The 26,150-nt window shown below is 46.8% G+C and carries 24 protein-coding genes; 18 read left to right on the plus strand and 6 right to left on the minus strand.

The genetic code is table 11. The features are described from left to right. Positions 1 to 59: 59 nt before the first annotated feature. The gene (locus tag B4V02_RS03475; protein ID WP_094153753.1) at positions 60 to 1,247 is read right to left on the minus strand and encodes a macrolide family glycosyltransferase; all 1,188 of its coding nucleotides are present in this window, start codon (positions 1,245 to 1,247) and stop codon (positions 60 to 62) included. Between the two features lie 270 nt (positions 1,248 to 1,517). On the opposite strand from B4V02_RS03475, the gene B4V02_RS03480 reads away from it, so the two are divergent. The 15 genes from B4V02_RS03480 (at position 1,518) to B4V02_RS03545 (ending at position 15,658) form a co-directional block, all read left to right on the plus strand. Beyond that, on the plus strand, positions 1,518 to 1,712 hold the full coding sequence (locus tag B4V02_RS03480) for an H-type small acid-soluble spore protein (RefSeq protein ID WP_094153754.1): 195 nt from the start codon (positions 1,518 to 1,520) through the stop codon (positions 1,710 to 1,712). 19 nt (positions 1,713 to 1,731) lie between these two features. Continuing rightward, on the plus strand, positions 1,732 to 1,902 hold the full coding sequence (locus tag B4V02_RS26070) for a hypothetical protein (RefSeq protein WP_007432293.1): 171 nt from the start codon (positions 1,732 to 1,734) through the stop codon (positions 1,900 to 1,902). A gap of 172 nt (positions 1,903 to 2,074) precedes the next feature. After that, on the plus strand, positions 2,075 to 2,800 hold the full coding sequence (locus tag B4V02_RS03485; RefSeq protein ID WP_094153755.1) for a FadR/GntR family transcriptional regulator: 726 nt from the start codon (positions 2,075 to 2,077) through the stop codon (positions 2,798 to 2,800). Positions 2,801 to 2,848: 48 nt separating this feature from the next. Continuing rightward, positions 2,849 to 4,048 carry a M20 metallopeptidase family protein gene (locus B4V02_RS03490; RefSeq protein ID WP_094153756.1) on the plus strand — a complete coding sequence of 400 codons (1,200 nt, stop codon included), beginning with the start codon at positions 2,849 to 2,851 and terminating at the stop codon, positions 4,046 to 4,048. Positions 4,049 to 4,113: 65 nt separating this feature from the next. Beyond that, entirely contained in the window at positions 4,114 to 5,667 is a 1,554-nt protein-coding gene (locus tag B4V02_RS03495; protein WP_094153757.1) for an ABC transporter substrate-binding protein, read from the plus strand. An 84-nt stretch (positions 5,668 to 5,751) separates the two neighbouring features. Next, the gene (locus B4V02_RS03500; protein ID WP_007432288.1) at positions 5,752 to 6,669 is read left to right on the plus strand and encodes an ABC transporter permease; all 918 of its coding nucleotides are present in this window, start codon (positions 5,752 to 5,754) and stop codon (positions 6,667 to 6,669) included. A gap of 17 nt (positions 6,670 to 6,686) precedes the next feature. Then, positions 6,687 to 7,616, plus strand: a complete 930-nt coding sequence (locus tag B4V02_RS03505; RefSeq protein WP_094153758.1) for an ABC transporter permease — start codon at positions 6,687 to 6,689, stop codon at positions 7,614 to 7,616. 19 nt (positions 7,617 to 7,635) lie between these two features. After that, positions 7,636 to 8,613 (plus strand): ABC transporter ATP-binding protein, encoded by a 978-nt coding sequence (locus B4V02_RS03510; protein ID WP_094153759.1) that lies wholly within the window; start codon positions 7,636 to 7,638, stop codon positions 8,611 to 8,613. Then, the gene (locus tag B4V02_RS03515) at positions 8,610 to 9,614 is read left to right on the plus strand and encodes an ABC transporter ATP-binding protein (RefSeq protein ID WP_094153760.1); all 1,005 of its coding nucleotides are present in this window, start codon (positions 8,610 to 8,612) and stop codon (positions 9,612 to 9,614) included. The genes B4V02_RS03510 and B4V02_RS03515 overlap by 4 nt, the downstream gene beginning before the upstream one ends. A 70-nt stretch (positions 9,615 to 9,684) precedes the next feature. Next, positions 9,685 to 11,709 (plus strand): S9 family peptidase, encoded by a 2,025-nt coding sequence (locus B4V02_RS03520; protein ID WP_094153761.1) that lies wholly within the window; start codon positions 9,685 to 9,687, stop codon positions 11,707 to 11,709. Continuing rightward, entirely contained in the window at positions 11,702 to 12,163 is a 462-nt protein-coding gene (locus B4V02_RS03525; RefSeq protein ID WP_094153762.1) for a hypothetical protein, read from the plus strand. The genes B4V02_RS03520 and B4V02_RS03525 overlap by 8 nt, the downstream gene beginning before the upstream one ends. A gap of 97 nt (positions 12,164 to 12,260) precedes the next feature. Continuing rightward, positions 12,261 to 12,611 (plus strand): ArsR/SmtB family transcription factor, encoded by a 351-nt coding sequence (locus tag B4V02_RS03530; RefSeq protein WP_007432282.1) that lies wholly within the window; start codon positions 12,261 to 12,263, stop codon positions 12,609 to 12,611. A gap of 83 nt (positions 12,612 to 12,694) precedes the next feature. Then, the gene (locus B4V02_RS03535) at positions 12,695 to 13,984 is read left to right on the plus strand and encodes an arsenic transporter (RefSeq protein WP_007432281.1); all 1,290 of its coding nucleotides are present in this window, start codon (positions 12,695 to 12,697) and stop codon (positions 13,982 to 13,984) included. Between the two features lie 221 nt (positions 13,985 to 14,205). Beyond that, positions 14,206 to 14,619 (plus strand): MarR family winged helix-turn-helix transcriptional regulator, encoded by a 414-nt coding sequence (locus B4V02_RS03540; protein ID WP_244188444.1) that lies wholly within the window; start codon positions 14,206 to 14,208, stop codon positions 14,617 to 14,619. A 1-nt stretch (position 14,620) separates the two neighbouring features. After that, positions 14,621 to 15,658 carry a threonine aldolase family protein gene (locus B4V02_RS03545; RefSeq protein WP_094153764.1) on the plus strand — a complete coding sequence of 346 codons (1,038 nt, stop codon included), beginning with the start codon at positions 14,621 to 14,623 and terminating at the stop codon, positions 15,656 to 15,658. Between the two features lie 207 nt (positions 15,659 to 15,865). Here B4V02_RS03545 and B4V02_RS03550 read toward each other — a convergent pair whose 3' ends face one another. Then, complete coding sequence (locus B4V02_RS03550; protein WP_094153765.1) at positions 15,866 to 16,705, minus strand: helix-turn-helix transcriptional regulator; 840 nt, start codon at positions 16,703 to 16,705, stop codon at positions 15,866 to 15,868. Positions 16,706 to 16,933: 228 nt separating this feature from the next. Between B4V02_RS03550 and B4V02_RS03555 the strand changes: the two genes are divergently transcribed. Continuing rightward, positions 16,934 to 20,290 carry a pectinesterase family protein gene (locus B4V02_RS03555; RefSeq protein WP_094153766.1) on the plus strand — a complete coding sequence of 1,119 codons (3,357 nt, stop codon included), beginning with the start codon at positions 16,934 to 16,936 and terminating at the stop codon, positions 20,288 to 20,290. 177 nt (positions 20,291 to 20,467) lie between these two features. Here the strand turns inward: B4V02_RS03555 and B4V02_RS03560 are convergent, their stop codons facing one another. Further along, complete coding sequence (locus tag B4V02_RS03560; RefSeq protein WP_094153767.1) at positions 20,468 to 21,694, minus strand: sugar efflux transporter; 1,227 nt, start codon at positions 21,692 to 21,694, stop codon at positions 20,468 to 20,470. A 227-nt stretch (positions 21,695 to 21,921) separates the two neighbouring features. Then, positions 21,922 to 22,695 (minus strand): alpha/beta fold hydrolase, encoded by a 774-nt coding sequence (locus B4V02_RS03565; protein ID WP_094153768.1) that lies wholly within the window; start codon positions 22,693 to 22,695, stop codon positions 21,922 to 21,924. Between the two features lie 233 nt (positions 22,696 to 22,928). Between B4V02_RS03565 and B4V02_RS03570 the strand changes: the two genes are divergently transcribed. Further along, positions 22,929 to 24,104, plus strand: a complete 1,176-nt coding sequence (locus B4V02_RS03570) for an alanyl-tRNA editing protein (RefSeq protein ID WP_094153769.1) — start codon at positions 22,929 to 22,931, stop codon at positions 24,102 to 24,104. 15 nt (positions 24,105 to 24,119) lie between these two features. On the opposite strand, the gene B4V02_RS03575 is transcribed toward B4V02_RS03570, so the two are convergent. Together B4V02_RS03575 and B4V02_RS03580 are read right to left on the minus strand one after the other, a co-directional pair. After that, complete coding sequence (locus tag B4V02_RS03575; protein ID WP_007432269.1) at positions 24,120 to 24,821, minus strand: YoaK family protein; 702 nt, start codon at positions 24,819 to 24,821, stop codon at positions 24,120 to 24,122. A 183-nt stretch (positions 24,822 to 25,004) separates the two neighbouring features. Then, a complete protein-coding gene (locus B4V02_RS03580; RefSeq protein ID WP_094153770.1) occupies positions 25,005 to 25,523 on the minus strand; it encodes a DJ-1/PfpI family protein in 519 nt (172 codons plus the stop codon). A gap of 147 nt (positions 25,524 to 25,670) precedes the next feature. Between B4V02_RS03580 and B4V02_RS03585 the strand changes: the two genes are divergently transcribed. After that, complete coding sequence (locus B4V02_RS03585; protein ID WP_007432267.1) at positions 25,671 to 26,066, plus strand: winged helix-turn-helix transcriptional regulator; 396 nt, start codon at positions 25,671 to 25,673, stop codon at positions 26,064 to 26,066. Positions 26,067 to 26,150: the final 84 nt, after the last annotated feature.

Below are 26,150 nucleotides of genomic sequence, written 5' to 3' on the forward strand. Positions count from 1 at the left end.
CCCCTTTATCCAAGCCGCTTAGCCGCAAGCCTAAGCGGCTTGGAATTCTTGGAAACCATTTACGCGAGCTCTTTTTGAAGATATGCATCAATTTTTGCGAGGGCTTCCTCTGTACCTCCAGATTGCTGGAAGCTATCATTTATTTTTTGTACACCCTCTTTATATGCTGCGTTCGACATCACTTCATGTACGGCCTCTCTTAACGATTGTACATGGATACGGTCTCTGGTTATTCGATAGCCAGCTTGAAGCTCCGTTAACCGCTGCGCGACCATTGGCTGATCCTTGTCCTGAGGTAGAACGACCAAGGGTACATTGAAGTGAATCCCTTCATTCACGCTGTTCATTCCACCATGCGTAATAAACACATCTGTATGACGCAATACCTCCAATTGAGGAACATAGGGCGAAATGATAAAGTGCTCAGGGGCCGGATTGATTTTCGTAAAGTCGGCTTTCTCGCCAGCTGCAATCACGACGATGCCTTCAAAATCGGAAAAAGCTTCAATACAGGTGTTAAAAAAGTCTTCAGTATGGTCCAGAACCGTTCCCATCGAAATATACAAAACTTTTTTACCCTGTAGTCTGTCCAGAGGGAATGAATTAGCCCCTTTGCGCTCTGGGAAGCTGGGACCAATAAAAAGATGCTCGTCCCCAAACTGTTCGCCTCTCGGTTGGAAATATTTGCTCGTATATACAACATTCAAAGCCCCTGAATTGTTCATAAATTGAACCATTTCTTTGGGAGCCACACCGAATTTTTCTTTCATGAAATGCAGTGAAGTCGTGACTTGTTCACTAGGCTGAAACGGTATTTTAGCATCAGGGCGAAAGAGATTGACAGCCATCTGATGGTTTGAAATCAGAAAAGATGGCGATGAAGAAATGCCTGGAATATTCAAATAATCTCTCACTAATTCCCCGGCTCCAAATCTATCATAGAACACAAAGTCAAAATCAATGCTTTCAGACAGCTGCTTGGTGATTGCTAATATGTCCATCGAAGTCTGGATATGAATATTCATAAATGCGTTCAACCCAGCCGGAGTACTGGTATCAATGGAAGCCGTTCTGATCAGATCGGGATGCAGGTGAACCGTTGCTCCAACTGCTTGGAGTCTGTCCTTGTATTTCTCAGTTGTAATGTAATGCACCTGATCCCCACGTGCTGCAAAGGCTTGCGTAATCCCGAGCGTAGGATTCACATGCCCTTCTGCCGGAAAGTTAACCATTAATATGTGCAGCATTCATCATCACTCCTGTTCGATTTTATCGAAGATCGCAGCTTTCACTGAATCTCTCTATTTATAATAACAATAATATTTATATTTTCAAATGATATCCTTTCTGTAAATGTGGTGCGAGCACATTAAAATGGCATCAATATTTTTCCTGGTGTAACAGAGTACAGCCGCTGTATGGCATGTTTTTGGTGTTTGACGTGAAATTTGTATAACAAATATTTACCTCGTGCATAGTAAAGATGAACTCTACTCAGCAAGGGAGGTTTTTCTAAAATGAATGTTCAAAGAGCACGAGAAATAGCATCCTCTCCCATAATGGCGAATGTACTGTGTGAGGGGCAACCCATTTACATTCAGCATGTGAACGAGCAGAGTGAGACGGCACGCATCTATGCGCTGAATCATCCGGAGGAGGAGCGGGAAGTACCTTTGTACACATTAACAGAGCGAGATCAGAGCCTGGAATAAGAAAGGAGCGATATAAATAATGAAACCAAATCAACAGAAAGTAGTCGAGGCGGACCGTTTGAATTTTCGTGACCAGACTGATGATGTGGTCAGAGAAGTACCGGCCACGACGGATGCCAGCGAAGCAGTTGCAGCGATGACCTCACATATCAATAAATATGATGTACCGGATGAGCTGGAGGAAAAATAGAGAATGACCAAGCGCGCACAGGATAACCTGCTGCGCGCTTTTTATATAATATCAGAAAAAAGTATTGCATATAGGTTTACTAGGTATTATGATAACAACAGATTTATATTTTTTTGTTTCTTTTAAAGGTATAAGGTTTAGACCTTAAAGATTTATGGATCGGAGTGTTCGTATGTTAATCCCATCTCCTCTGCGCTTTGAGAAAGTATCAGCTAAAAAAGTGAGTGATTTTATTAGAGAGCAGCTGGAAGAGGCTATTATTCTAAAAGAGTTGCTTAGCGAGGAGCAGCTGCCAACAGAGCGGGAACTCGCAGAGATATTTAATGCCAGCAGAATTACAGTTCGTGAGGCATTATCTCAATTGGAGTCCAAGGGACTCATTGAAAAGAGAGTAGGTGCCAAGGGAGGGACGTTTGTTCTTCCGGTGACAGCAAATTCTCATAAACGTACCCGGGCAGAAATCGCACAAGATTGGGAGCATATGCTGAAGGTCTTTGAATATCGGATGATTGTGGAGCCTGAGGCTGCTTTTTTAGCGGCTGCGCGGATCACTGCGGATGAACTGGACTTGCTTCAGCATTATCTGGATCAGAGTATTGAAGCAGATTGTACCCGAGAATGGTTTCGGGCCCTGGACGTCAAGTTCCATTTAGCCATTGCCAAGGCATCGGGTAATCCACTTTGTGAAGCCGCTGTTAGGCAGATTCGGACTCAAATTAACCCGGCGCTGGATCTCATGCCCTATGATAACCAGATTCGGACGGTGAACTACGATGTCCATACGGAAATCCTGAGTGCACTTCGGGCACGGGATGCTGAGAAGTCGCGGGAAATAATGAGACATCATATTGGACATTCCGCTGATGCCATTTATGCAAGATTGGTTGCAAAAGGCTAGACGGTGTCTTACGGAACAAAGAACACAATTTGCGGGGACGGTGAAAGCATGAATGGTGAATGCACGAGCATACATGAGCTCTTGGCTTTATCAAGACCGCTTCAAGAGCAATTGATTACATGGCGCAGGGATTTTCATCGCCATCCTGAAACGGGATATGAAGAGATTCGCACGTCCGGTATTGTAGCTGAGCACTTGCAAAGTCTGGGGTTGGAGGTAACCACACAGGTAGGTAAAACCGGGGTTGTGGGGCTGTTGCGTGGAAAAAGCCCGGGGCCTACCATCGGTCTCAGGGCAGATATGGATGCTTTACCGATTCAGGATGAAAAAACGGCTCCCTATCGTTCGCAGATTCCGGGAAAGGCACATTTATGCGGACATGATGCCCATACTGCGATACTGATGGGAACCGCGCAGTTACTGGCTACTTTGGAGAGACCTGAACGAGGCCATATCAAATTTGTCTTTCAACCGGCAGAAGAAGGTTTGGCCGGAGCCAAGGCCATGATAGATGACGGTGTGCTGGACAATCCCAAAGTAGATGCCATGGCAGGACTACATATGTTCCCGGGTCTGAGGACAGGAACACTTGGGGTCAGCAAAGGGGTAGCTTTTGCATCAGCAGATGGCTTAACCATTAAAATTTTAGGCAAAGGTGGTCATGCCGCCCGTCCGCATGAGGGGATAGACGCGATTGCCGTGTCGGCGCAGGTGATTGCTGCCCTGCAAAATATACCCAGCCGTCTGGTTGACCCGCTTGAGCCCATTGTCATTACGATTGGCAAAATTAGTGGCGGCTACATGGGGGCTGCCATTGCACCGGAAGTAGAAATGATCGGCACCGTTCGAACTCTATCTGCGGAGCTGCGCAGCCGAATGCCTGAACTGATCGAGCAGGTGGTCCGTGGGGTGTGTGAATCGTTTGGGGCCGGATATGAATTAAATTATCAGCATGGCTACCCGGTTGTGCAGAACGACCCGGATATGGTCGACCTGATGACAGAAACGAGTGAGCTGCTGTTTGGCTCCAGAGAGTGGGAATACATCAAACCGTCAACAGGCGGGGAGGATTTCGCTTTTTATTGTGAGCAGGTTCCCGGCGTGTTCTTCCGGCTGGGGTCCGGGAGAGGAGATGAGGAAACAAGCTATCCATTACATCATCCCAAGTTTGATTTGGACGAATCGGTACTGCCTTATGGCGTAGCCATGATGTCGGCTATAGCGCTGAATTTTTTGAAGAAGCAATAAAGTTTGAGACGCTAGAGAAACAGCTGTGTGGCAAAATACAACGTTAATGGACTGGAGTGGACAAAATGAACAGACACAAGTGGTTTACAGGCGGGATCACATTACTGATTGCAGCGATTATTCTGGCAGGCTGCGGTGCTCCATCCACAGGCGGCAGCAAAGATAGTGCAGCATCGACATCGACTGACAGTAAAGTGCTGACGATTGCGAATGCTACGGATATTGAGAGTTTTGATCCACATAACAATAACAATACGGCGAGTGAAGCCGTTCTGGTTAACGTATTTGACTACTTGCTGAAAAATGATAGTCAGCAGAAGAAAGTACCTGGGCTCGCTACTTCCTGGGAAAAAGTAAATGATACAACTTGGCGTTTTCACTTGCGCGAAGGGGTTACCTTCCATAACGGGGATCCATTCACGGCGGAAGATGTGAAGTACACGATAGAAAGAGTGGCAAAGGATAACACGCTCAAACAAAATTCCTATTTTAAAAACATTAAAGAAGTAAAAGTGGTGGATGAACATACAGCAGACATCATCACGGACGGACCGGACCCGCTGCTGCTGAATCGTTTGTCCAAAATGGGAGCAGGGATATTACCTTCCAAGTATATTGAGAAAAATGGGATCGAGGCATTCCTTAAAAATCCAATCGGTACAGGCCCTTATAAATTTAGTCAATGGATTAAGGATGACCGGGTGGTACTCGTTAAAAATGATAAATATTATGAAGGTCAGCCGAAATGGGATCAGGTTGTTTTTCGCTCCATTCCAGAAGCCTCTACGCGTGTGTCTGAACTACTCGCAGGCTCGGTTGACATTGCTTCCGGCATTCCGTCCACCGATGTAGCACGTATTCAAGGCGAAGACGGTAAAAAAATCGTCAAGGCACCGATTCAGCGAGTGCTGCAATTGATTTTGCGTCAAAGCCAAGGAAGTGTTACGGCTAACCCGAAAGTGAGAGAGGCGATAGACCTTGCAATCGATAAAAAGGGGATCGTGGACAGCATTGCAGGCGGTGCCGGGATCGTAACTCGCACTTCTGTTACGCCGGGCAACTTTGGTGCCGATCCTTCCCTGTATGAGAAGACCTTATATGATCCGGCTAAAGCCAAAGAACTGCTGCAGCAAGCCGGTTATGCTGGCGCAGGCCCGGAATTAACCTTGTCGGTATCCTCAATATACAAGGAGTATGCTGAGGTTGTAGCCGCCATGTTAAATAAAGAAGGTTTCAAAATTAAGCTGGACGTGCTGGAGCCAAGTGCTTTCAGTGAGCGTTACAGTTCCAAATCGTTCAAGGAAATGTTTATGATCGGCATTGGTAATTCCCTGTTCGATGCTTCCAATAACTATAATCGTTACCTGCTGGAAGAGGCTAAAGGCGAAACGGATTATAACAATCCAAAGGTAGAGAAGCTGCTGCAGCATGCTCTGACAAATCTGGATACAGCCTCGCGTGAAAAAGAGTATCAGCAAGTGCAACAGATTTTGGCTGAAGACCGTCCGGCCGTCTACCTGTTCCAAATGGAAGGGATTTATGGCACTGGTAACGGCGTGAATTTCCAGCCGAGAAGTGATGAAATGTTCTATGCAGAGGATATTGCATCTGCAAAATAAAACGAGAAGTGAACGGGCGGGGACCTCAATGCAGGTTCCTGCCCGTCCTTTTAAAAAAAGCCTGCTGGTTACGGAGGTGACGGATTGAAAACTTATATCGCCAAATCGCTGCTGCAGGTGATTCCTGTACTGCTGATTGTCTCTCTGATTGTATTCATCCTGGTGAGGGTAACCGGCGACCCAGTAGCCCTTATGCTGCCGGAGACCGCTACAGCCGAGGATCGTGCAGTATTGACACAAGCGCTCGGACTGGATCAGCCATTATATACGCAATACATTAAATTTATTGGCAGTGCCTTACAGGGCGATTTTGGCACCTCGTTTCGCTATGGTGAATCGGCTTTGCCCTTAGTGCTGGAACGGCTGCCTGCCAGCTTTGAATTGGCAGTAGCCGCCATGATTTTTGCGGTCATCATCGCAGTGCCACTGGGCGTCATCTCGGCAGTTAAGCGGAATACCTTTATGGATTTAATCATTTCCAGTTTGTCTGTCGTCGGCAAGGCCATGCCTAACTTTTGGATGGGGATTATGCTCATTTTGTTATTCTCCGTCATGTTGGGGATGCTTCCCGTGTCTGGCCGGGGCGGGATGGAGCATTTAATACTTCCAGCCTTTACGCTGGGTGTCGGTCTTTCTGCACAAATGACCCGACTCATTCGCTCCAGTATGCTGGATATTTTGAATCAGGACTATATACGGACAGCACGAAGTAAAGGGATTTTTGAGATTGTAGTGATCGGAAAACACGCTTTTCGCAATGGATTAATTCCGGTTGTCACCATCATGAGCTTGCAATTTACAAGCTTGATCGGCGGAACACTGATTACCGAGACGGTATTTGCATGGCCGGGCTTGGGGCAGTTGCTTGTTGTCGCAGTGAATACACACGACATGGCTATTGTTCAGGCCGCTGTATTTGTGATCGCCTTGATTGTCGTCATCAGCAATATTTTAACGGATATCGTTTATCGATTGCTTGATCCCAGAATTAAATACAACTAGAGAGAGGAGGAGAAGATGTGGCAGGCATCAATCCTATACAAGCCCTTGGCTCGGACCCGGACAACCCAAAGCAAACCCTTCGGCTGTCAGCTATTGGGCGCGTGTGGAAGCAACTGTTACGAAGTAAAACCGGAACGGTCGGTGCGGTACTGATACTGCTCGTTAGCTTAACAGCTCTATTTGCACCTCTTTTGGCCACTCACAATCCTGCGGATATTGACCCGCTTAACCGACTGAAACCACCCATATGGCTGGCAGGTGGAGTGTCAGAGCATTGGCTTGGTACAGATAATCTGGGGCGGGATATGTGGAGCCGTATCGTGTACGGGGCCAGAGTTTCGCTTATCGTCGGTATCGGTGCAGTTCTGGTCTCAGGCACGATTGGCGCGATCCTCGGACTTCTTGCCGGTTTTTATGGCAAATGGGTGGATGCCGTGATTATGAGAGTTGCCGATGCATTTTTGGCTATTCCGGCCATTCTGCTGATGCTGGTCGTCTTGGCCGTGGTAGGGCCTGGCATGACTACACTTATTTTTGTTATTGGCGTTACGAATTGGGTTGCTTATACAAGGGTGGTCCGGGGCGAGGTATTGAGTATCAAGGAACGGGACTTCGTCAAGGCAGCCAAGGCGATTGGCTCCAAAAATAGCAGGATTCTGTTGAAGCACATTTTACCCAATGTCCTGTCTTCGTTCATTGTGATTTCCGGCATGAATGTGGCGACAACGATTATTATGGAAGCTTCGCTTAGTTTTCTCGGATTGGGGATCACACCACCGGCCGTGTCCTGGGGCGGTATGCTGAGCGATGGCAGACAATATGTAGCTACAAGCTGGTGGGTGGCAACGTTTCCCGGTCTGGCGATTACCATCACGGTCCTGGGCGTTATTTTCCTCGGTGACTGGCTTCGCGACGTGTTAGATCCCCACATGAAGGCGAAAGAATAACAGAGGGGGGGCGGAAAAGATGTCCACAAAACTGCTTGAAGTGAACCAATTGAAAACCTACTTTAAAACAGAGGATGGAATGGTTCCCTCGGTCAACGGTGTCAGCTTCACTGTGAACCCGGGCGAAACCTTAGCGATTGTTGGAGAGTCCGGTTCCGGTAAAAGTGTAACCTCCTTGTCTATTATGGGCTTAGTCGCTGCACCAGGAAAAGTTGTGGGCGGGGAGATTTTGCTGGAAGGTCGGGATTTACTCCAATTGTCCAAGGGAGAAATGCGTAAATATCGGGGAAACGAGATATCCATGATTTTTCAGGAGCCGATGAACTCGCTGAATCCGGTATTTACGATTGGCAATCAGATCAGTGAGGTGATTCGGCAGCATCAAAAGTTGAGCAAAGCGGAGGCGCGGGAGAAAAGTATTGAGATGCTGGAGAGGGTAGGCATACCTGGTGCTTCGAAGGTTGTGGGTTATTTCCCGCATCAGTTGTCCGGTGGTATGCGTCAGCGGGTGATGATCGCTATGGCCTTGGCCTGCCGTCCGAAACTGCTGATTGCCGATGAACCGACGACGGCACTGGACGTTACGATTCAGGCTCAAATTTTGAATTTAATCCACAGGCTAAGCAAGGAAGAGAACACAGGTATCATTCTGATCACCCATGATTTAGGTGTGGTCGCGGAAATGGCCGATCGGGTGGTTGTGATGTATGCCGGTGAAGTGGTCGAGGAAGCAAACGTATTTGATTTGTTTGAAAAGCCGGGTCACCCTTATACAATCGGGCTGCTAGGATCACTCCCCAAGCTTACAGAACAGAGAGAATGGCTGGATTCCATTCCCGGCACCGTTCCTAATATGATGCAGATGCCGAGTGGATGTCCATTTCATCCCCGTTGCCCTTACGCCCAGGAACAGTGCACCCAGGTTCATCCTGAAATACAGGCCAAGGACCAAGGACACTATGTCAGATGTTTGCGGATGGAGGAGGTGTCGGTATGAGTGAGACAGCACAGGGTACACCGCTTCTTGAGGTGAATGGACTCAAAAAATATTATCCGATGAAAAAGGGCTGGTTCTCCCAAAAAAGTGGTTATGTGCGGGCGGTTGATGATTTGAGTTTTAAGGTTATGCCTGGCGAAACTTTGGGTATTGTAGGGGAATCAGGTTGCGGCAAATCAACAACGGGACAAATGATTACACAACTGCTGGAGCCTACGGCAGGCGAAATCCGTTTTCAAGGGCAAAGCCTGTCTGATTTAACGGACGAAGAGGTCCGCAAAGTCAGACGAGATTTGCAATTTGTATTTCAAGATCCGTACTCTTCTTTGAACCCAAGAATGAAGGTCTTTGATATCGTCGCTGAACCGCTGCAAGTACACGGGATTGCTAAAGGGAAAGAGCTTAAAGCCGAAGTTTTCCGACTGCTGCAGACGGTAGGACTAGGCGCTCATCTGGCAGATCGGCATCCCCATGAATTTAGTGGCGGACAGCGGCAACGGATCGGCATAGCCAGGGCACTTGCCATGAAGCCGAAGCTCATTGTTTGCGATGAACCTGTATCCGCGCTGGATGTGTCGATTCAGGCTCAGATTTTGAATTTGTTAAAAGAGCTACAGCAGCAGTTCGAGCTCACTTACATTTTTATCGCTCATGGCCTGCCTTCTGTCAAGCATATCAGCGATCGCATCGCGGTGATGTACTTGGGTAAAATCGTGGAGCTTGCGGATCGTGATGAGTTGTTTGCGCGGCCACAGCATCCGTACACCAAAGCACTGCTTGACGCAGTACCCGTCCCTGATCCGAGGCTGCGCAAGGAGCGAATCACATTGACAGGTGAAATCCCCAATCCGGCCAATCCGCCTTTGGGCTGTACTTTTCACACGCGTTGCCCATACGCACAAGAGATATGCCGCGGGCAGAGCCCGCTGCTCGAAGAGCATACGCCAGGGCATGTTGCAGCCTGTCATTTTCCTCTGCAAAAGCAGATGGCTCACGAATAGATACACCTTTGGCGGTATGCTTGGGCAGTGTGTTCGGCAGTATGATGTAACGGAAAAGGGAGGGCTACTCTTGAATAAACGACCAATTGTACCGGAGGATTTGTACGGATATCAGTGGATCAGTGATCCGGCAATAAGCCCCGATGGAACGATTGCCTACGTCAACAAAAGTATAGATCGTTCAAAGAATGACTACCAGACGCACATCCGTGTCGTATCGCTTCATGGAAAGGAAGACAAGCCGTTGACCCATGGAAACAAGGATTCGTCTCCTGCCTGGTCACCTGACGGTTCGCAGCTTGCTTTTTTACGTGTGGCGAATGGAAGCAAGCAGCTATGGACGATTCCGGCTGAAGGTGGAGAGGGACAGCGGCTGACGGGGGTGAAGCGTGGAGTAAGTGCATTCGTCTGGTCGCCAGATGGGCAGTATATTGTATTCACAAGTATGGTTAGCATTAACGCCGAGCGGGAAGCCATGGAGCTTGAGGAATATACCAAGCAATCCGGTGAGCGGGGACGTATCGTGGATCGTACCACTCCCAAAGCCGAAGGATCGGGCTGGTGGAACGGTCTGTTTAGTCATTTATTTGTATTGGAGCTTGAAAACGGCCGGGTAACTCCAATAACCTCGGGACCTTGGAATGCTGCTTATCCGGTATGGTCCACGGACAGCAAGCGGATTTCCTTTTTGTCCAAACGTGTAGAAGACGACAAGCTGGATGCAGATCTTCTTTCATACGCGGATGTTTATACGGTTGATTACAACGGCAGCAATCTGGTGAAGGCTACGGATTCCAGCTTGGCGATCAGCCAATTTTCGTATGCACCGGATGGCAAATCATTGACTCTGATCGCCAGCGATCGCATCTATGGCAGCGGTAGCCAGAATCGCCTGTATACCGTGCCTGTGACGGGAGGAGCGCCTCAGCTATTGTTTCCTGAGTTGGATATGCAAATTGGCAACTTTGCCCTAAGTGATATGAAATCCTTTGGTCCGTCTCCATCTCCGGTATATGCTCCTGCGAGGTTAAAGCCAGAAATGTATGTGCTCGGGACGTTACAGGGAGCTGTCCATGTATACCGGTTCACTGCGGACGGCAGTGTTCAGGCAGTGACTGCGGGAAGCGATAGAGATGTCTATCAGTACACGTTGTCTGCTGATGGTCGCTATCTGATTTTTGCAGCACTTGATGTGAATAGACCTGGAGAGCTGTATCAAATGAATCTGGAGACAGGGGAAGAGAAGCGGCTCACGCACCATAACGACGATTACATGGCCTCCCTGGAAGTAAGTATGCCGGAAGTGTTTTGGTTTGAGGCTTCGGATGGCTTCAAGGTACAGGGGTGGATCTTCAAACCTTCTGGACTCGGTCCCGGAGAACGGGTTCCTTTGATTTTACAAATTCACGGGGGACCTCATGCAATGTATACCAGTACATATAGCCATGAGATGCAGACGCTCCTTGCACAGGGGTATGCCGTGCTGATGACCAATCCACGTGGCAGCTTCGGTTATGGTCAGGATTTTGCCCAAGCCTGTCGGGGGGATTTTGGAGGAGGAGATTATCGCGATGTGCTGGACGCCCTGGATTTTGCACTAAAACAGTTTGATTTTATAGATGCAACCCGGCTCGGCGTGGCTGGAGGCAGCTATGGCGGCTTGATGACCAACTGGATTATTTCCCACACCAACCGATTCCGTGCCGCCGTTACGCAGCGCTGCATCTCTAATTGGCTATCCTTCTATGGCTTGAGCGATATCGGGATTTCCTATACAGAGGGAATTGTCGGGGCCAATCCGTGGGAAGATCCTGAGCTGCTCTGGTCCAAGTCCCCACTGGCACATGTAAATTACATCGAAACTCCGCTGCTGATTTTACATGGCGAGGAAGACCTGCGCTGTCCTGTTGGACAAGGGGATGAGTTATATACAGCCCTGAAGCGGCTGGGTAAAACAACACGACTCATTCGCTATCCCGGGTCCAATCATTCTTTGCTGAAAAGCGGCAAACCGTCCCTTCGTGTAGACAACTTTGAGCAAGTGATCGCCTGGTTTAACTCCTACTTGAGCAAAGGAGCTGACTCCGATGAGTAAAGTACAATTGTCGATTCCGGTTGCCTTGCTGATCGAGAACTTACGTTCAAGCGGTGAGCCGACAGACGTCATCATTGAGTGTATAAAGCAGCGGGATTTTTCTCCTTTGCTTGGCAAAGTTAAAGAAAGAACAATGGACTTTGAAGAACGTTGTCAAACGGCAGAAGACATAGGGGACGAGTGGGAAGAAGCGCTTCACAGTGGTTATGAATTTAAGTTTTTACACATCAATGGACTGAAAAGGCTGCTTTATTTCCGTTTTGATCGAGCCATAGATCGCGATTATGGGCAGGATGGAATCACATTAAAGAATCTGCATCTCGATCCTGGTGAAATCGATACCTTGCAGGGGCTTATTGGCAGACAGTGGCAGGTGATTGAGGAGGATCATGAAGTAGGCAGCATGCAGAGGGTCGTAAGTATTAAGCTTTTATACCGAAATGAAGATGATTGAAAAAGATAGCAGGACCCTTTGGTGGGGTCTTGCTTTTAAAGTTGGGATTGATTAGTATATAAGCATATAGTTATATGAATGAAAGGAGGGGTACACATTGCAACAACTTGATTATGTAGCTGATCACTTAAAGCTATTGGGGGATAAAACGCGGCTGTCCATGCTCTCCCTGTTAAAAGAACGAGAATGGTGTGTTTGCGAATTCGTGGACATCTTCGATATGTCGCAGCCTGCCATTAGCCAACATTTGAGGAAATTAAAGTCGCAAGGGATCGTAAAAGAAGAAAGACGAAGTCAGTGGGTATACTATTCCTTAAACGTAGACGACAAGCCGCATATTCAAGTTGTGCTTGAGTGTATGCCGGATTCCAACTATATTTTAAAATGGCTGAATAAAGAGGAACCCACAGCATCCTGTGGACCGGATTCCCCAACCTGCTCCTCCTAAAGGTTGTTCTGTTTATCTCCTTAAGGGATAAATGTTATTTTTAATATAAGTATATGCTTATAAGGTGATGGAGGTTTTGAGCATTGGTTTTGTTGGCATGCATTATATTCTTAGCCACTTTAGTGTTGGTGATCTGGCAGCCTAAAAATCTGTCTATTGGCTGGTCGGCTTGCGGAGGAGCAATACTTGCTCTGCTAGTGGGTGTCGTCGATTTGCATGATGTTTGGGAAGTTACCCGCATTGTCTGGAATGCGACTTTGACTTTTGTGGCCATTATTCTGATTTCGCTGGTGCTCGATAAAATCGGTTTCTTCGAATGGGCAGCACTTCACATGGCACGGGCTGCGCGGGGAAGCGGAACCCGGATGTTTGTGTATGTGACCATTCTTGGTGCCATTGTCGCTGCTTTTTTTGCCAATGACGGCGCAGCCTTAATCCTGACACCCATTGTACTTGCGATGGTTCGAGCGCTGAAACTGGATGAAAAAATGGTTTTCCCCTTCATCATAGCAAGCGGATTTATTGCCGACACGACATCGCTACCGCTTGTGGTCAGCAACCTGGTGAACATTGTATCAGCCGATTTCTTTGGCATCACGTTTATGGAATATGCGAGTCGCATGATTGTGCCTAATTTATTTTCTTTAGCGGCCAGTATCGTGGTACTGTATCTCTTTTTCCGCAAAAGGATTCCGAGAACATTTGATGCTTCACAGTTAATAACACCTGCAGAAGCAATTAAAGATCCAACAATGTTCCGCATGTCCTGGTTTGTTCTTGCGTTGCTGTTGGCTGGATACTTTGTGTGCGAATTTTTTAATATTCCTGTTTCGGCGGTAACTGGGGTGATTGCCGTATTTTTCTTGCTGATGGCGAGAAGAAGCACTGCGGTGCCGATAAAAGCTGTCATCAAAGGCGCTCCATGGGCCATCGTATTTTTCTCCATCGGGATGTATGTTGTGGTGTATGGACTGCGTAATGCCGGATTAACCGATCTGCTGGCTCATGTGATTCAAGCGGCTGCTGGTCAAGGCATGTTTGTGGCCACTGTGGGAATGGGCTTTATCGCGGCAGTCCTCTCATCGGTGATGAATAACATGCCTACGGTCATGATTAATGCGCTTGCCATTGATGCCACCCATACCACCGGCATGATCAAAGAGGCGCTGATTTATGCCAATGTGATTGGATCGGATTTGGGGCCGAAAATAACCCCGATTGGTTCATTAGCGACATTATTATGGCTGCATGTGCTTGGCTCTAAAGGCGTGAAAATTTCTTGGGGAGCTTATTTTAAAACAGGCATTGTTTTAACGATTCCTGCACTTTTTATTACTCTGTTAGGCCTGTATCTATGGCTGGTCATTTCATAATTAAACATTGAAGGAGACGTTTATCATGGGGAAAAAGACAATCAGGTAGGAGAACGCATTAAGCATTTTGCGGAAAACGGAGAATAATAGAACGTTTAGCCGGGGGCAATCCCGGCTTATTTTTGTTGACATAGTCCACAAAAATTATTACTATAATTGTTGTAAAAGTCCACTAAAAAGGAGGGGTTATCATCAATATCGCTGCTGCATTTATAGCAGATATGAGACGTTTCAATCGATTTTATACCAATATACTCGGTTTGTTGGATCGACATGTGCTGGATAGTGGACATTCCTTTACCGAGGCACGTGTCATTATAGAGATTGGGATGATTGAGCCGTGTATAGCCAATACTTTAGTCGATTCTCTCAAAATTGACCGCAGCTATATGAGTAGAATCATAGCTAAACTTTGCAAAGAGGGCTTCCTTGTTAAGGAAAATTCTTCGGTGGATAATAGAACAAATCTGATTCGTTTGACGCCTAAAGGAAAAGCGTTCTATCGCCAACTGGATGAAAGGTCCGACGAGCAAATCATAAAATTAGTTCAAGGTCTATCAGAGGAAGAAATTAAAGAACTACATACTTCTATGGTGTTCATTCAGAACAAACTGGAGAAATTGGAGAGAATATAACATGATTCGATTTGAGTGCGATTATACCGAAGGTGCCCACGAGCGTATATTACAGCGACTATTGGAGACGAATGACGAACAAACTGGCGGCTATGGTGTGGATGAGCACTGTGAAAAAGCCAGGGCTTATATTAAAAAGGCATGTGGCTCCGAAAATGCAGATGTACACTTTTTAGTTGGAGGTACACAGACGAATACAACGGTGATCTCTTCTATTTTGCGTCCGCATCAAGGCGCCGTTGCTGCAGTTTCTGGACATATTGCTGTACATGAGACCGGAGCGATTGAAGCTACTGGGCATAAGGTACTTACTTTGCCAAGTGATGATGGGAAAATCCGGGCCGAGCAGGTAAAGGAGCTGTATGACGCTCACTGGAATGATGCCGCTCCTGAGCATAGCGTACAGCCCGGTATGGTTTATATCTCTCAGCCTACCGAAAATGGAACGATCTATACTAAATCCGAGCTGGAAGCGTTAAGCCAAGTCTGCCGGGCCTGCGGTTTACCCTTGTTTATGGACGGCGCTCGTTTAGGTTATGGCCTGGTTGCAGACGACAACGATTTATCTTTAGCAGATATAGCGAAGCTATGCGATGTATTTTATATCGGCGGGACCAAAATTGGAGCCATGATGGGTGAAGCGGTAGTCATTGTAAATGATGCTTTGAAAAAGGATTTTCGATATATGATCAAGCAAAAAGGAGGGCTGCTGGCGAAGGGACGCATGTTGGGCATTCAGTTTGAAACTTTATTTGAAGATGGTTTATACTTTGACATTTCCAAGCACGCCATAGACATGGCTGTGTTGCTTCAAACTGCGTTAACGAAACAAGGAATTAGCTTTCTATATCATTCTCCAACCAATCAGCAGTTCCCGATTTTGCCAGATCGTACATTAAAAGCATTGAGCGAAAAATATACTTTTTCCTTTTGGGAGAAAGCCGATGCTACACATAGTGTTGTTCGATTTTGTACCAGTTGGGCTACGAAGAAAGAAAATGTTGAAAGGCTGATTCAGGATATCCAAGCGTTACAGTAAAGGAAACATAAGATGATAGGGGAGTAAACCCGCAAGCTCATACTTTATCGCATAAATGCAGCGAAGTATGGGCTTTTTGTGCTGCCGTTGCACTTGATTCCATGCGGCTTGTCTTCAGTTCCATGAAAGAGCAAGCAAATATAAAAATGGAAAAACAAGACAAGATCAGATGTATAAAATTTCCTTCTAATTCATTACACTGAGTATCTAGCGAACCTGCTTGCGGTACTGAAGAGGGGAGAGTCCGGTTATTTTTTTGAAGATTTTATTAAAGTGGGAAGCATGGCCGAATCCGACATCCTCTGCAATATGCTGGATTTTGTCTTTGGTGGTTCGCAGTCTCGTTTGGGCCGCCCTGACCCTCACCACGCGGATGTATTCGCTGAAATGAAAGCCAGTCAATTTTGGGAAGATGCGGCTCAGGTAAGCTGGACTAATAAAATAGCAGGCAGCTATCTGCTCAAGGGTTAGCGGTTCATGGTAATGGTCCTGAATAAAAGAGGAAATTTCCGTCATTTTCTGATGCATCGGATGAGAGGAAACGGGTTCACTACGTTCGACCGCTTCTGATCTGTGCACCAGAATGAGCAATTCCAGCAGTAAATGCTGTACACAACGATCGTGCAGGGGCTGCTGATTTCTGCATTCGGTATTCATTTGCAGGAACAAACGTTCAACTTCGATCTGCTCTCTAACCGGTAGGCGCAGCAGTGCAGATTGCTGATACGGGGGCAGGCCAAGAATGTCCCGATCCTGTTGTGGGAGAAATGTCGGTGAGAAATGAATCAGAATACGCTCCGTTTCCTCCAATTGCGAACTGGCGGTAGAGTGCAACTCATGAGGGATGATAAATATCAGATCACCCTTGCGGGCGATGTATACCTTACCGTTCATAAAATAAATGCGTTCGCCCCGCAGCAAATAATACAACTCGTAGCTCTCATGGACATGAGGTCGTGGCATAACGGTGAATCCGGTACGGTAGATGTGATGAATGGAGAATTGCTGTTCTCCAATGACATATTTGTCGTTGTTCGTTTTATTCATGTGCTTCTTCCTTTGCAAATTAGATAAGTAAGCGCATTCATATATCTATAGTATATATGACACCCGCCAACCGTAAAAGCAGAAAAGATTGATGAACCAAGCTATTCGTAGCACGGTGAGCACCGTTTGTTATAGCAAGAAGATTGGGGATTCGGCTGATTCGCAAGTAAAGGAGGTGAAAAAACTGCCGGCTGGTGTGCAAGAAAATGTTGAGGGGAGGAAATAAATTTGAGCAAGCAGTGTACATGGAAAAAGGTACTATGCCATGTGGTTGTGGGTTCATTGCTGTTGACCTTATGCCCGCCACTGATTCAAGCGGAGGCGGCTCCCGGGAGTCAGGTGGTTACCGCAACAGAATTGGCCAAGGTAGCAACGGACATTCCGGCGTTCCCCGGAGCGGAGGGTGGCGGTAAGTATGTGACCGGTGGACGTGGAGGAGAAGTATACGAAGTTACTACACTGGAGGACTACGGCAAGGGAGAGCAGGCGATCCCCGGCTCGCTTCGTGCAGCGGTCAGTTCCGATAACCGGACAGTAGTATTCCGGGTAGGCGGAACGATTCATCTCAAGGAGCCGCTTAAAATTCAGGGCAACAACCTGACGGTTGCCGGTCAGACAGCTCCTGGAGACGGAATAACTGTGAGCGATTACACGACAGGGATTGATGCAGATCATGTCATTCTGCGTTATCTGCGCTTCCGATTGACCGACCGTTATCCCAGCGAGGATGACGCGCTCGGAGCCAGGTACCATAAAAATATTATGATTGATCACTGTTCCTTTAGCTGGTCGGTGGACGAAGTACTGAGCCTGTACGACAACGTAAATACGACCGTACAGTGGTCCATCGCCTCCGAGAGTATGCTTATGACCACACACCAAAAGGGGCGCCATGGCTATGGCGGCATATGGGGCGGAAGGAACGCCACCTATCATCATAATTTGTTAGCTCACAATGCAAGCCGCAATCCGCGTTTTCCAACGGATAAAAGAGAAATTGACGCGGTGGAAATGACCAATAATGTCATTTATAACTGGGGGTTTTTCTCTTCATATGGCGGCGGTGAAGGATCGTATAATGTGCTGAATAACTATTATAAATATGGTCCTAACACATATCAGGACGTTCGCAGTCAAATCTTTGTGGACGTGGGGAGTAAAAAATATAAAACCCGCATGTTCATTGGTGGTAACTACATGTACGGCAACGACTCGGTTACCCAGGATAACTGGCAGCTTGGAACATCGATTGGGTCGATTATAGATCCTTCCACCCGCCTGGCGGAGCCGATTGAAGTAAGAGGGGAGTACGACAACGGAATTTCCTCCGATGCGTATGGTCCCTACCAAGCGACAGATGCGCAGACGGCATATGCAGAGGTGCTTGCAGGCTCGGGAGCCACGCTGCCAAGAAGAGATGCAGTGGACGCTCGTATTATGCATGACGTGAAGAATGGAACGGGTGCGTTTATCAACTCCTCGCGTGAGGCAGGGTGGATTTACGATGATCGTAATGTAATTACGACGGAGCTTGCCGACAGCGATCACGATGGAATGCCCGATGAATGGGAACGTGCCAACGGGCTGGACCCCTATAACGCGAGCGACCGTAACGGTCAGGGGCTTGCCGGCTCAGGGGCGTATGCTCATTTTGCCAAGGGCTATACTAATCTGGAGGTCTACTTAAATGATCTGATCGAGAAGCTGTCGGATGGAAACGAGGTAGATAATCCGGAGGCCGTCATTCAGGTGTCTCACGAAAACGGCCGTTCGTTAAAGCATAACGATATTTTAGAGGCAGGACGTAATGCCAGATTAGCAGCAACGGCCAAGGACAAGGATGGTATTGCATACGTTGAATTTATCATTGACGGGGTGCTTACTGGTAAGGTAGAAACTGCGCCTTATCGTCTTGATTGGAACCATGTGACGGACGGCACTCATTATATTGTGGCACGGGTGACCGACCGCAAGGGGACTGCTGCATTTTCCAATCCTGTTGCCATTCATGTGAACACGACTGCACCATCGGGAGACTGGCTGAGTGAAGACATTGGTTCTGAGCGCCTCAGCGGTTATATCCAGGGACATACTCAGGTATTAAAGGATGACGAAAATGGAAGCAGCATACGGCTGAAATCGGCGGGAGACATTGACGGCAAGGCTGACTTTTTCCATTATGCTTATCAGAAATTGGAGGGAGACGGTGAAATTATTGCCCGTGTGGAGCAGATTACACCTACCGATGATCATGCCGAAGCGGGTGTCATGATTCGTGAATCGCTGAAGCCTGGATCGAAAATGGCTTATATGACTTTAGCATTTGTTAAATATGGTAAACAGGTTATTCTCATCAGTCGTGATCAAACGGATGGCAAGACGAAACGTGCGTCAATGGAGACGTTTATAACAACACCATATTCGGTTCGTCTAGTACGACAAGGACAAAAGGTTACCGGCTGGGTATCCGCAGATGGTGTGACGAACTGGGAGAAGGTTGGTGAAACCGTTATGAATTTGCCGGATCATCAGCCGTTATTGTTCGGCTTGGCCACCGATGCCTCCAAACAACAAAACGATGTATGGAATTATAATACGTCGGAATTCAGCAATGTTACGATCCGCAAACTGGCAGCAACAGCAGCAGTTCCCGTTAAAACAGAGCAAGATGCTGTTGCCCGGGAGGTGAATAGCGTTGTGGTAGCGACCTATGGCTCTGCCAGCTTTACGTCTCTCCAGGCAGCTATTGATGCAGTCCCTGACAACAGTAGCACCAGGACAGTTATTCGCCTCAAAAATGGCACCTATCGTGAAAAAATAAAAGTGAATTCCTCCAAAAAAAATCTGAGCATTATCGGAGAAGATCGGGAAAAAACGATTATTGCCTTTAACGATACGGCCAAAACCGTAGTGAATGGAAAAGAATTAGGAACAAGCAACAGCTACACGATGCGTGTGCAAAGTCCTGATTTTATACTGGAGAATGTAACGGTTGCGAATACAGAGGGGACCGGACAGGTGCAGGCTGTAGCGTTATATGCTGAAGGTGATCGTGGTCAGTACCGCAATGTCAAAATTACCGGACTACAGGATACCTTGCTTGTGAATCGTGGCAGACAGTATTTTAAGGACAGCTATATTAGCGGCAGCGTCGATTTTATTTTTGGCAATTCACCTGCCGTATTTGAGAACTCGGTCATACACAGCTTGCGTGCCGGATATGTAACAGCAGCTTCAACAGAAGAGAACAAGCTGGGTTTGGTATTTATTCAATGTCGTTTGACAGCCGAAAATGGGTTGAAAGGCAAGGTGGATCTTGGACGGCCATGGCGTCCTTACGCTCATGTTGCTTATATCAAATCCTACATGGATAACCATATCAAGCCGGGCGGCTGGAACAATTGGGGCAAGGCATCCAATGAGCAGACTGCAAGATTCGTAGAGTTTGATAATAATGGGCCAGGTGCAGCCATTGCCGGACGTGTACCTTGGGCCAAGCAGCTTACTGCTAACGAAGCCAGTCAGTACACAGTCAAAGCCGTTCTGGGCGGGACAGATCATTGGAATCCACAGGCGAATAAATAAAAAAATGAATAAATAAATCCGTTTCTTCCAAATAGGCTGGTCAATAGATAAGCGGGGTATTCGCTTCAAGCGTGTACCTCGCTTATTTATGTGACAATCTCAAAATTGAAAACAAATGTGATTGGTGAATCATTACGTCAGGCTGACCGCTGGCTGTTGTTTTTTGATTGTGGCACGCTATAGACTGTGATTTCTTTCTTGTAGAACATCCGACTGGCCAAACTCTAATTTTTTTGAAATCGCCAGCAGACCAAGACAGCAGACTACCAGGGCCAAGCATACCCAATAGGAGTTTCGATAACCCATCCATTGAGCGGTCAATCCGCCCATCAAGCTCCCCGCCAGTCTTCCGATGGTTGTCGCATTGGAATACAGTGTCGAGGCGTATCCAGGAAGAGATGGCAACAAATCCTGCATGTAGCTGATGCCAATGGCCGAAATCACTGCCACAAAGAAGGCTAGAAGGAGCTGCCCCACGAATAGCTGCCACATCTCTGTAGACATCAGGACAAGGAGATAATAGATCACCCCTGTTAAAGCCCCTGAAAATACAAGCAAACGATTGGAGTATTTAGCTGCTAGTACGCCCAGCATGAGCATCAAGGGGATTTCTAATATTGCGCAAATACTGGATACTAGAGCAACGTCACTCGTGTCCCCTTTTAAATTGTGAATGATGAACAAGGAAATATTCAAATTATTCATCCAGTGAGACGTATAAAGCAGAGCAAGAACTGAAAAAGGGATCAGAATTTCAATATTTTTATGCAATGTAATGTGATGAAGTGAAAGCTGGTCCTTGCTTTTGAGCCGAGCCGGGGATTGCTGAATAAAACAAAATAGAAGAATAGCGATCATTATAAATATAGCAGTCGTTCCTGCAAAAATACCTTTAAAACCAGTATGTGCAATCAGAAAAGAACCGAGGAGCGGCCCCGTGATAAAGCCAAGAGAAAACATGGAACGAAGTGTTGAATTGGCAAAAGCATGATCAGCTGATTGACTGCGATCTACCGCTTCGCGTGCACTGGCAAATAACTGCGGCATTCCAGGTGCTCCCATGGCTGTGAAGACAGTCATATATACAAAAAGCACATAAAAATTTTGAATGACAAGATATCCTGCGAATGCTATCGCATTAAACAACGTACAAATAACTAAAATTTGTTTGCGATCCAATCCCGTATCAGAACGCTTGGCAATCAGAGAGCTTATCCATATACCACAAATCAAGGTCACAGCCGTAAAAACACCAAAGGTTCCAACCGATACGCCAAGTGTAGTTGTAAAATATACAGCCAAAAAAGGTGCGCTGATCGATATAGCCATGCCTTGCAATAACATACAGATCATGAATAGTGGGTAGTTAGGGATAATGAAAAGATTTTGAATACGCTTTAGCATTTCATTTTTACACCCCTTCGGATTTAGAAGCCGAACAATACGTATCTATCCTATCTAAACTATATATGACTTTAGCATAATTTGTATAAATACATTGTGTAAAATATTATATATTGTTTTTTCTTTTGATGAGCAGGCCATATGCGAGGTCATATACAGGCAAAGATGCGGTATCAGGAGTGGGGGAGATGGGTATACATATGCGGAATTTACCTGTAGGATTTGCACTAAAGGCTGAAGCGGTCTACGAACTGCTTGATCAGTTCGTTCAATGGTTCGGCGGCCTTCGTAGGAAGGCGGTGATCGGCTTTTTTAATGAAAACAAGCTCACTCTTCGGCAATTGTTGGTGTAATATGTTGGCATAAGGATGAAAGAGCTTATCATCTTCCCCATAAACGAGCAGGACAGGAAGATGGATTTCCCCGAGCCGCGAGGTACAGTTGTACTTCAAGCTGTATCGGTAATATTGTTCGACATTTCTCGAATTTCCCTGTTTTGCATCGTTGAATAATTCACGGAACAAAGAGAACTGTTTCGTTTGCGACCAAGCATTAGAAAGTGCAATCGTACCGACTGCTCTGAGTTTGGAGAGTGCAATGCCCCAAGCAATTTTGTTTCTTAGCCGCCATTCGTTTACTTCCGACATTCCACTGATCACGATCCCTCCCCACGCCCGTTCCGGATAAGTCAGGAGAAATTCAAGCACGATCGAGCCTCCGGTAGAATAGCCACACAAAAAAACTTTATCTATGCTCATCTGGTCCATCAGTTGTTTCATATCCTGGACGATTAGAGGGTAAGTAACCGTTTGTTCGGAAGCCTGACTCTGACCGTGTCCTCTGATGTCAAAAGCAATCGTTCGAAAATGAGGGGTTAGCCCTTGGATTTGGTATGTAAAATTTAAGCTTGTGAGAACCGGAGGGTGAATGAAGAGGATAGCGATTCCTTTTCCAGCATCAATATAATGCATCGAGTATCCGTTTATGCTTGTGGTAGTCATTATTATATTCCTCTCCCTTTGGCGATTTGGGTTTTATTAGAGATAATTTGGGCCTGTTAGATCAAAAAAATGCATGAATTATAAATTATTTTTACTATCTTTTGATTCTGCTTATCCTTTCGGGTATAATCCCCTCCATTGATATTTACAATCAAGTGCTCGATAATAAAGTGGATGTTGGTGTTTGGCCTGAAGGTTCTTTTAATTTGATGCCTAAAGCGAGGAGCTTTTAAATGACGACAAAATTATATTACACCACTCCGAATCTTACGGAGTGGGACACTCATATTACACAGAGCATGGAAAGAGACGGAACATTTTTTGTTATGCTCGAGGAAACGGCCTTTTATCCGAATGGCGGAGGTCAGCCGTGTGATACAGGAACGATTCAGGGCATTCGTGTATTAGATGTTGTTCTTGAGGATGGGGACATTTGGCATCAGGTAGAACGTTTGCCGGAGGAGGGGAAAGTGGCCTGCCAATTGGATTGGGAGCGCAGATTTGACCATATGCAGCAGCATAGCGGGCAGCATTTGCTGTCAGCGGTTTGTCTGGAGCTGTTGGGCGCGCGTACAGAAAGCTTTCATTTGGGACAAGAGTACGCCACGATTGATGTAAACTGTTCGGATATAACACCTGCACAGCTATCGGCAATCGAGCAGGAAGTAAATCACCAAATCTACAGCAACCGCAGCATAAAAAGCTATTTTGTAACCCATGAGCAATTAAAGGATATCCCGCTTGTGAAAACGCCCAAGGTGACGGAGAATATTCGCATTGTTGAGATTGAAGGCATTGAATATAATGCCTGCGGTGGCACACATGTGGCTCAGACCGGGGAAATTGGGATGATCAAATGTCTGAAATGGGAAAAGCAGAAGGGCATGGCGAGAATTCATTTCAAATGCGGTGCACGTGCGCTTCAGGACTTTAACGAGGGTGTTCGGATTCTGGACGTGTTATCTGCGAAGTTTAATACCGGGCGAAAGGACATTTTGACCCGATTTGAAAAGTGGGAGCAGGAGCACAAGCAGCTCAGGGCGCAAATGGAACTCCTGCAGGAGGAAAATGCTTCGTATCAGGCGAAAGAGTTGCTGTCTGCTGTTCAGGGGCACGTTCTTGCCCATATGTTTGAACAAAAATCGTTTCAGGAAGTACAGCAAATGGCTGCCAAGCTGACAGCTGAACATGATTTGCTTGTTTTATTAGCGACGACAGCAGACAACAAAATCATTCTGGCACATAACGGCACACAGGCGGTCGCCTGCGGGGCATTTTTTAAGGAGAATCTGGGCGCATTCCAAGGGAAGGGGGGCGGCAGCAACCAATCAGCACAGGCCGCATTCCCATCCCGCGAGGATCTTTTGAGTTTTTTTGAAACGGCCCAGCGGCAGTTTGTTCAGAGGTAATGTAATACTACAGACTTAGTGACGCAGGGGCAGCTTCCACTTTTCTTTTTCCGTAAATAAAATAAAAGAAAAAATGAGTGCAACAACAGCGCCCCAAATGGCAATATCCCCAATAGCCAAAGTCAGAAATCCCCCCAGCAAGGCACCAACCAAAAAGGCTGCCAGGATGACACCGTAACGCATCGCTCGAATGGCAGCGTTCGTGTCCTTGGTCGTAATGGCAATATACAAAGCCTCAGAAGCTGATCTAAGGTTGCCGGTGCTGACGGTTGAGGTATATGGCACATCAATGAGCTTGCGGAAGGAAGTCATTTGGACAGAAGTGACGAATGAGACGATCACCACCACCACGGTATTGGGAACCCCCTGCGGAATGAGTCCTACGATGAAGAAAATTGCAATTTCCAGTAAAAGAATAGCGCGAGTCCAGTCTGGAGTCAGGCGGTGGGTCGATTTTCGTTTAATCCCTTCAGCAACAAAAACACCCAGCGTAAAGGCGATCAGGGGCGGGATATAAACTAACGCCTGAACCCAGTGTCCCTGAATGATTTTGACAGCCAGCAGTACGATATTGCCTGTCTGTGCGTTGGCGAATACGCCGTCTCTTCCAACAAAGGTATATGTGTCCAAAAAGCCCCCTACTAATGAAAGTAAGGCGCCCAGTCGTAATGATTCGGACGTTACCTGATGTAAATGGATTTTGCCCTTCATAATCACGGCAGAAGCCTCCTATGCTAAAACGTCGATTTCTCTAACTTAGCACGCCAATCCAGATACGACAATTCATTTGGACACATCGGCACGAAATCGGCACAAAGAAACCGCTTCACTAAGGCGAGAACGTGAAGCGGTTTTTTGTATTGCTAGCTAAGGACAACTGCCGGGAGCTTCGGCTGTGATTTATTGCAGGGCTTGAACGAGAGCTTCGCCAAACGCCTGAGCGCCATCTGGACCATCGGCTGTAATAATGTCGCTATGCGCAACGACATGCTGAGCCACATATTTGGCTTGATGCGATTGGAGTTGATCTTTCTGTACGTCCACTGGATAGCACGCAGCCGTTCTGCCGGAGAGCAGTCCAGTTTGGGCCACAGCTACGGAACCCGCGCAGATACCGGACAACAGAATCTTTTGCTCATGAGTTTGTTTTAGCAGGGCTTGGAGATCTGCGTTATTCCACAGATAGTCATTCGTTCCTGAACCACCGATCACAGATACTACATCATAATCGGCAGGGACCGCGTCTGAGAAAATAATTTCAGCAGTCGCTTTACCGTTGTAGTCACCGATGATTTCACCTGTTTTTGTGCTCGCCAGCGTCACCGTAACGCCTGCTTGCTCCAGCGCTTCCTTGGGTTTAAACAATTCATCCTCATTAAAGCGCTCCGGGGGTATAATAAAAAGAGCTTTTTTACTCATACTTGATTCCTCCTTGAATGTAAAATGATACTATTATTGTAGGATGGTTTCGTCAGGCTGTGAAGAATGCACTTTCAAGTAAGGAGGTTACCTGCAGGTTACTATGGGCTGTAGGAACATGATGAATTAGAAGGAGTTAATCGATATATGTCTGATACGCTAAGAGAAGAAATACGGGAGAAGATCGTCAACGGAGACTATAATTGCGAAAAGGAATTGACGCTGTCGGTGTTAAGCGGGAAGTGGAAGGTTGTTATTTTGTGGCATTTGGGTGTGGAAGGGCCGCACCGCTTTAGCGACCTGCAGAGGCTGTTTCCGAAGCTGTCTCATAAAGTGCTGACCAACCAGTTGCGGGAGCTGATGGAGGACGGTATTGTACACCGGGAAGTATATCCGGAGGTGCCGCCAAAGGTGGAGTATTCGATGACCGAACTGGGGATGACGATTTTACCGATTGTAGAGATGATGTATGACTGGGGGAAAAAACGGGTGCAAGCTATCCGTGAGGAAATGGAGCGCGGCAGCGATATAAGCGATATATAAGTGGAACATTTCACTTACTACGTCCATAAAGAAATAGAACGCCTTGCGGATGAGTACGAATTGTACCCGGGCAAAGGCGTTCTT

Source organism: Paenibacillus kribbensis (genome assembly GCF_002240415.1).
Taxonomy (GTDB): domain Bacteria; phylum Bacillota; class Bacilli; order Paenibacillales; family Paenibacillaceae; genus Paenibacillus; species Paenibacillus kribbensis.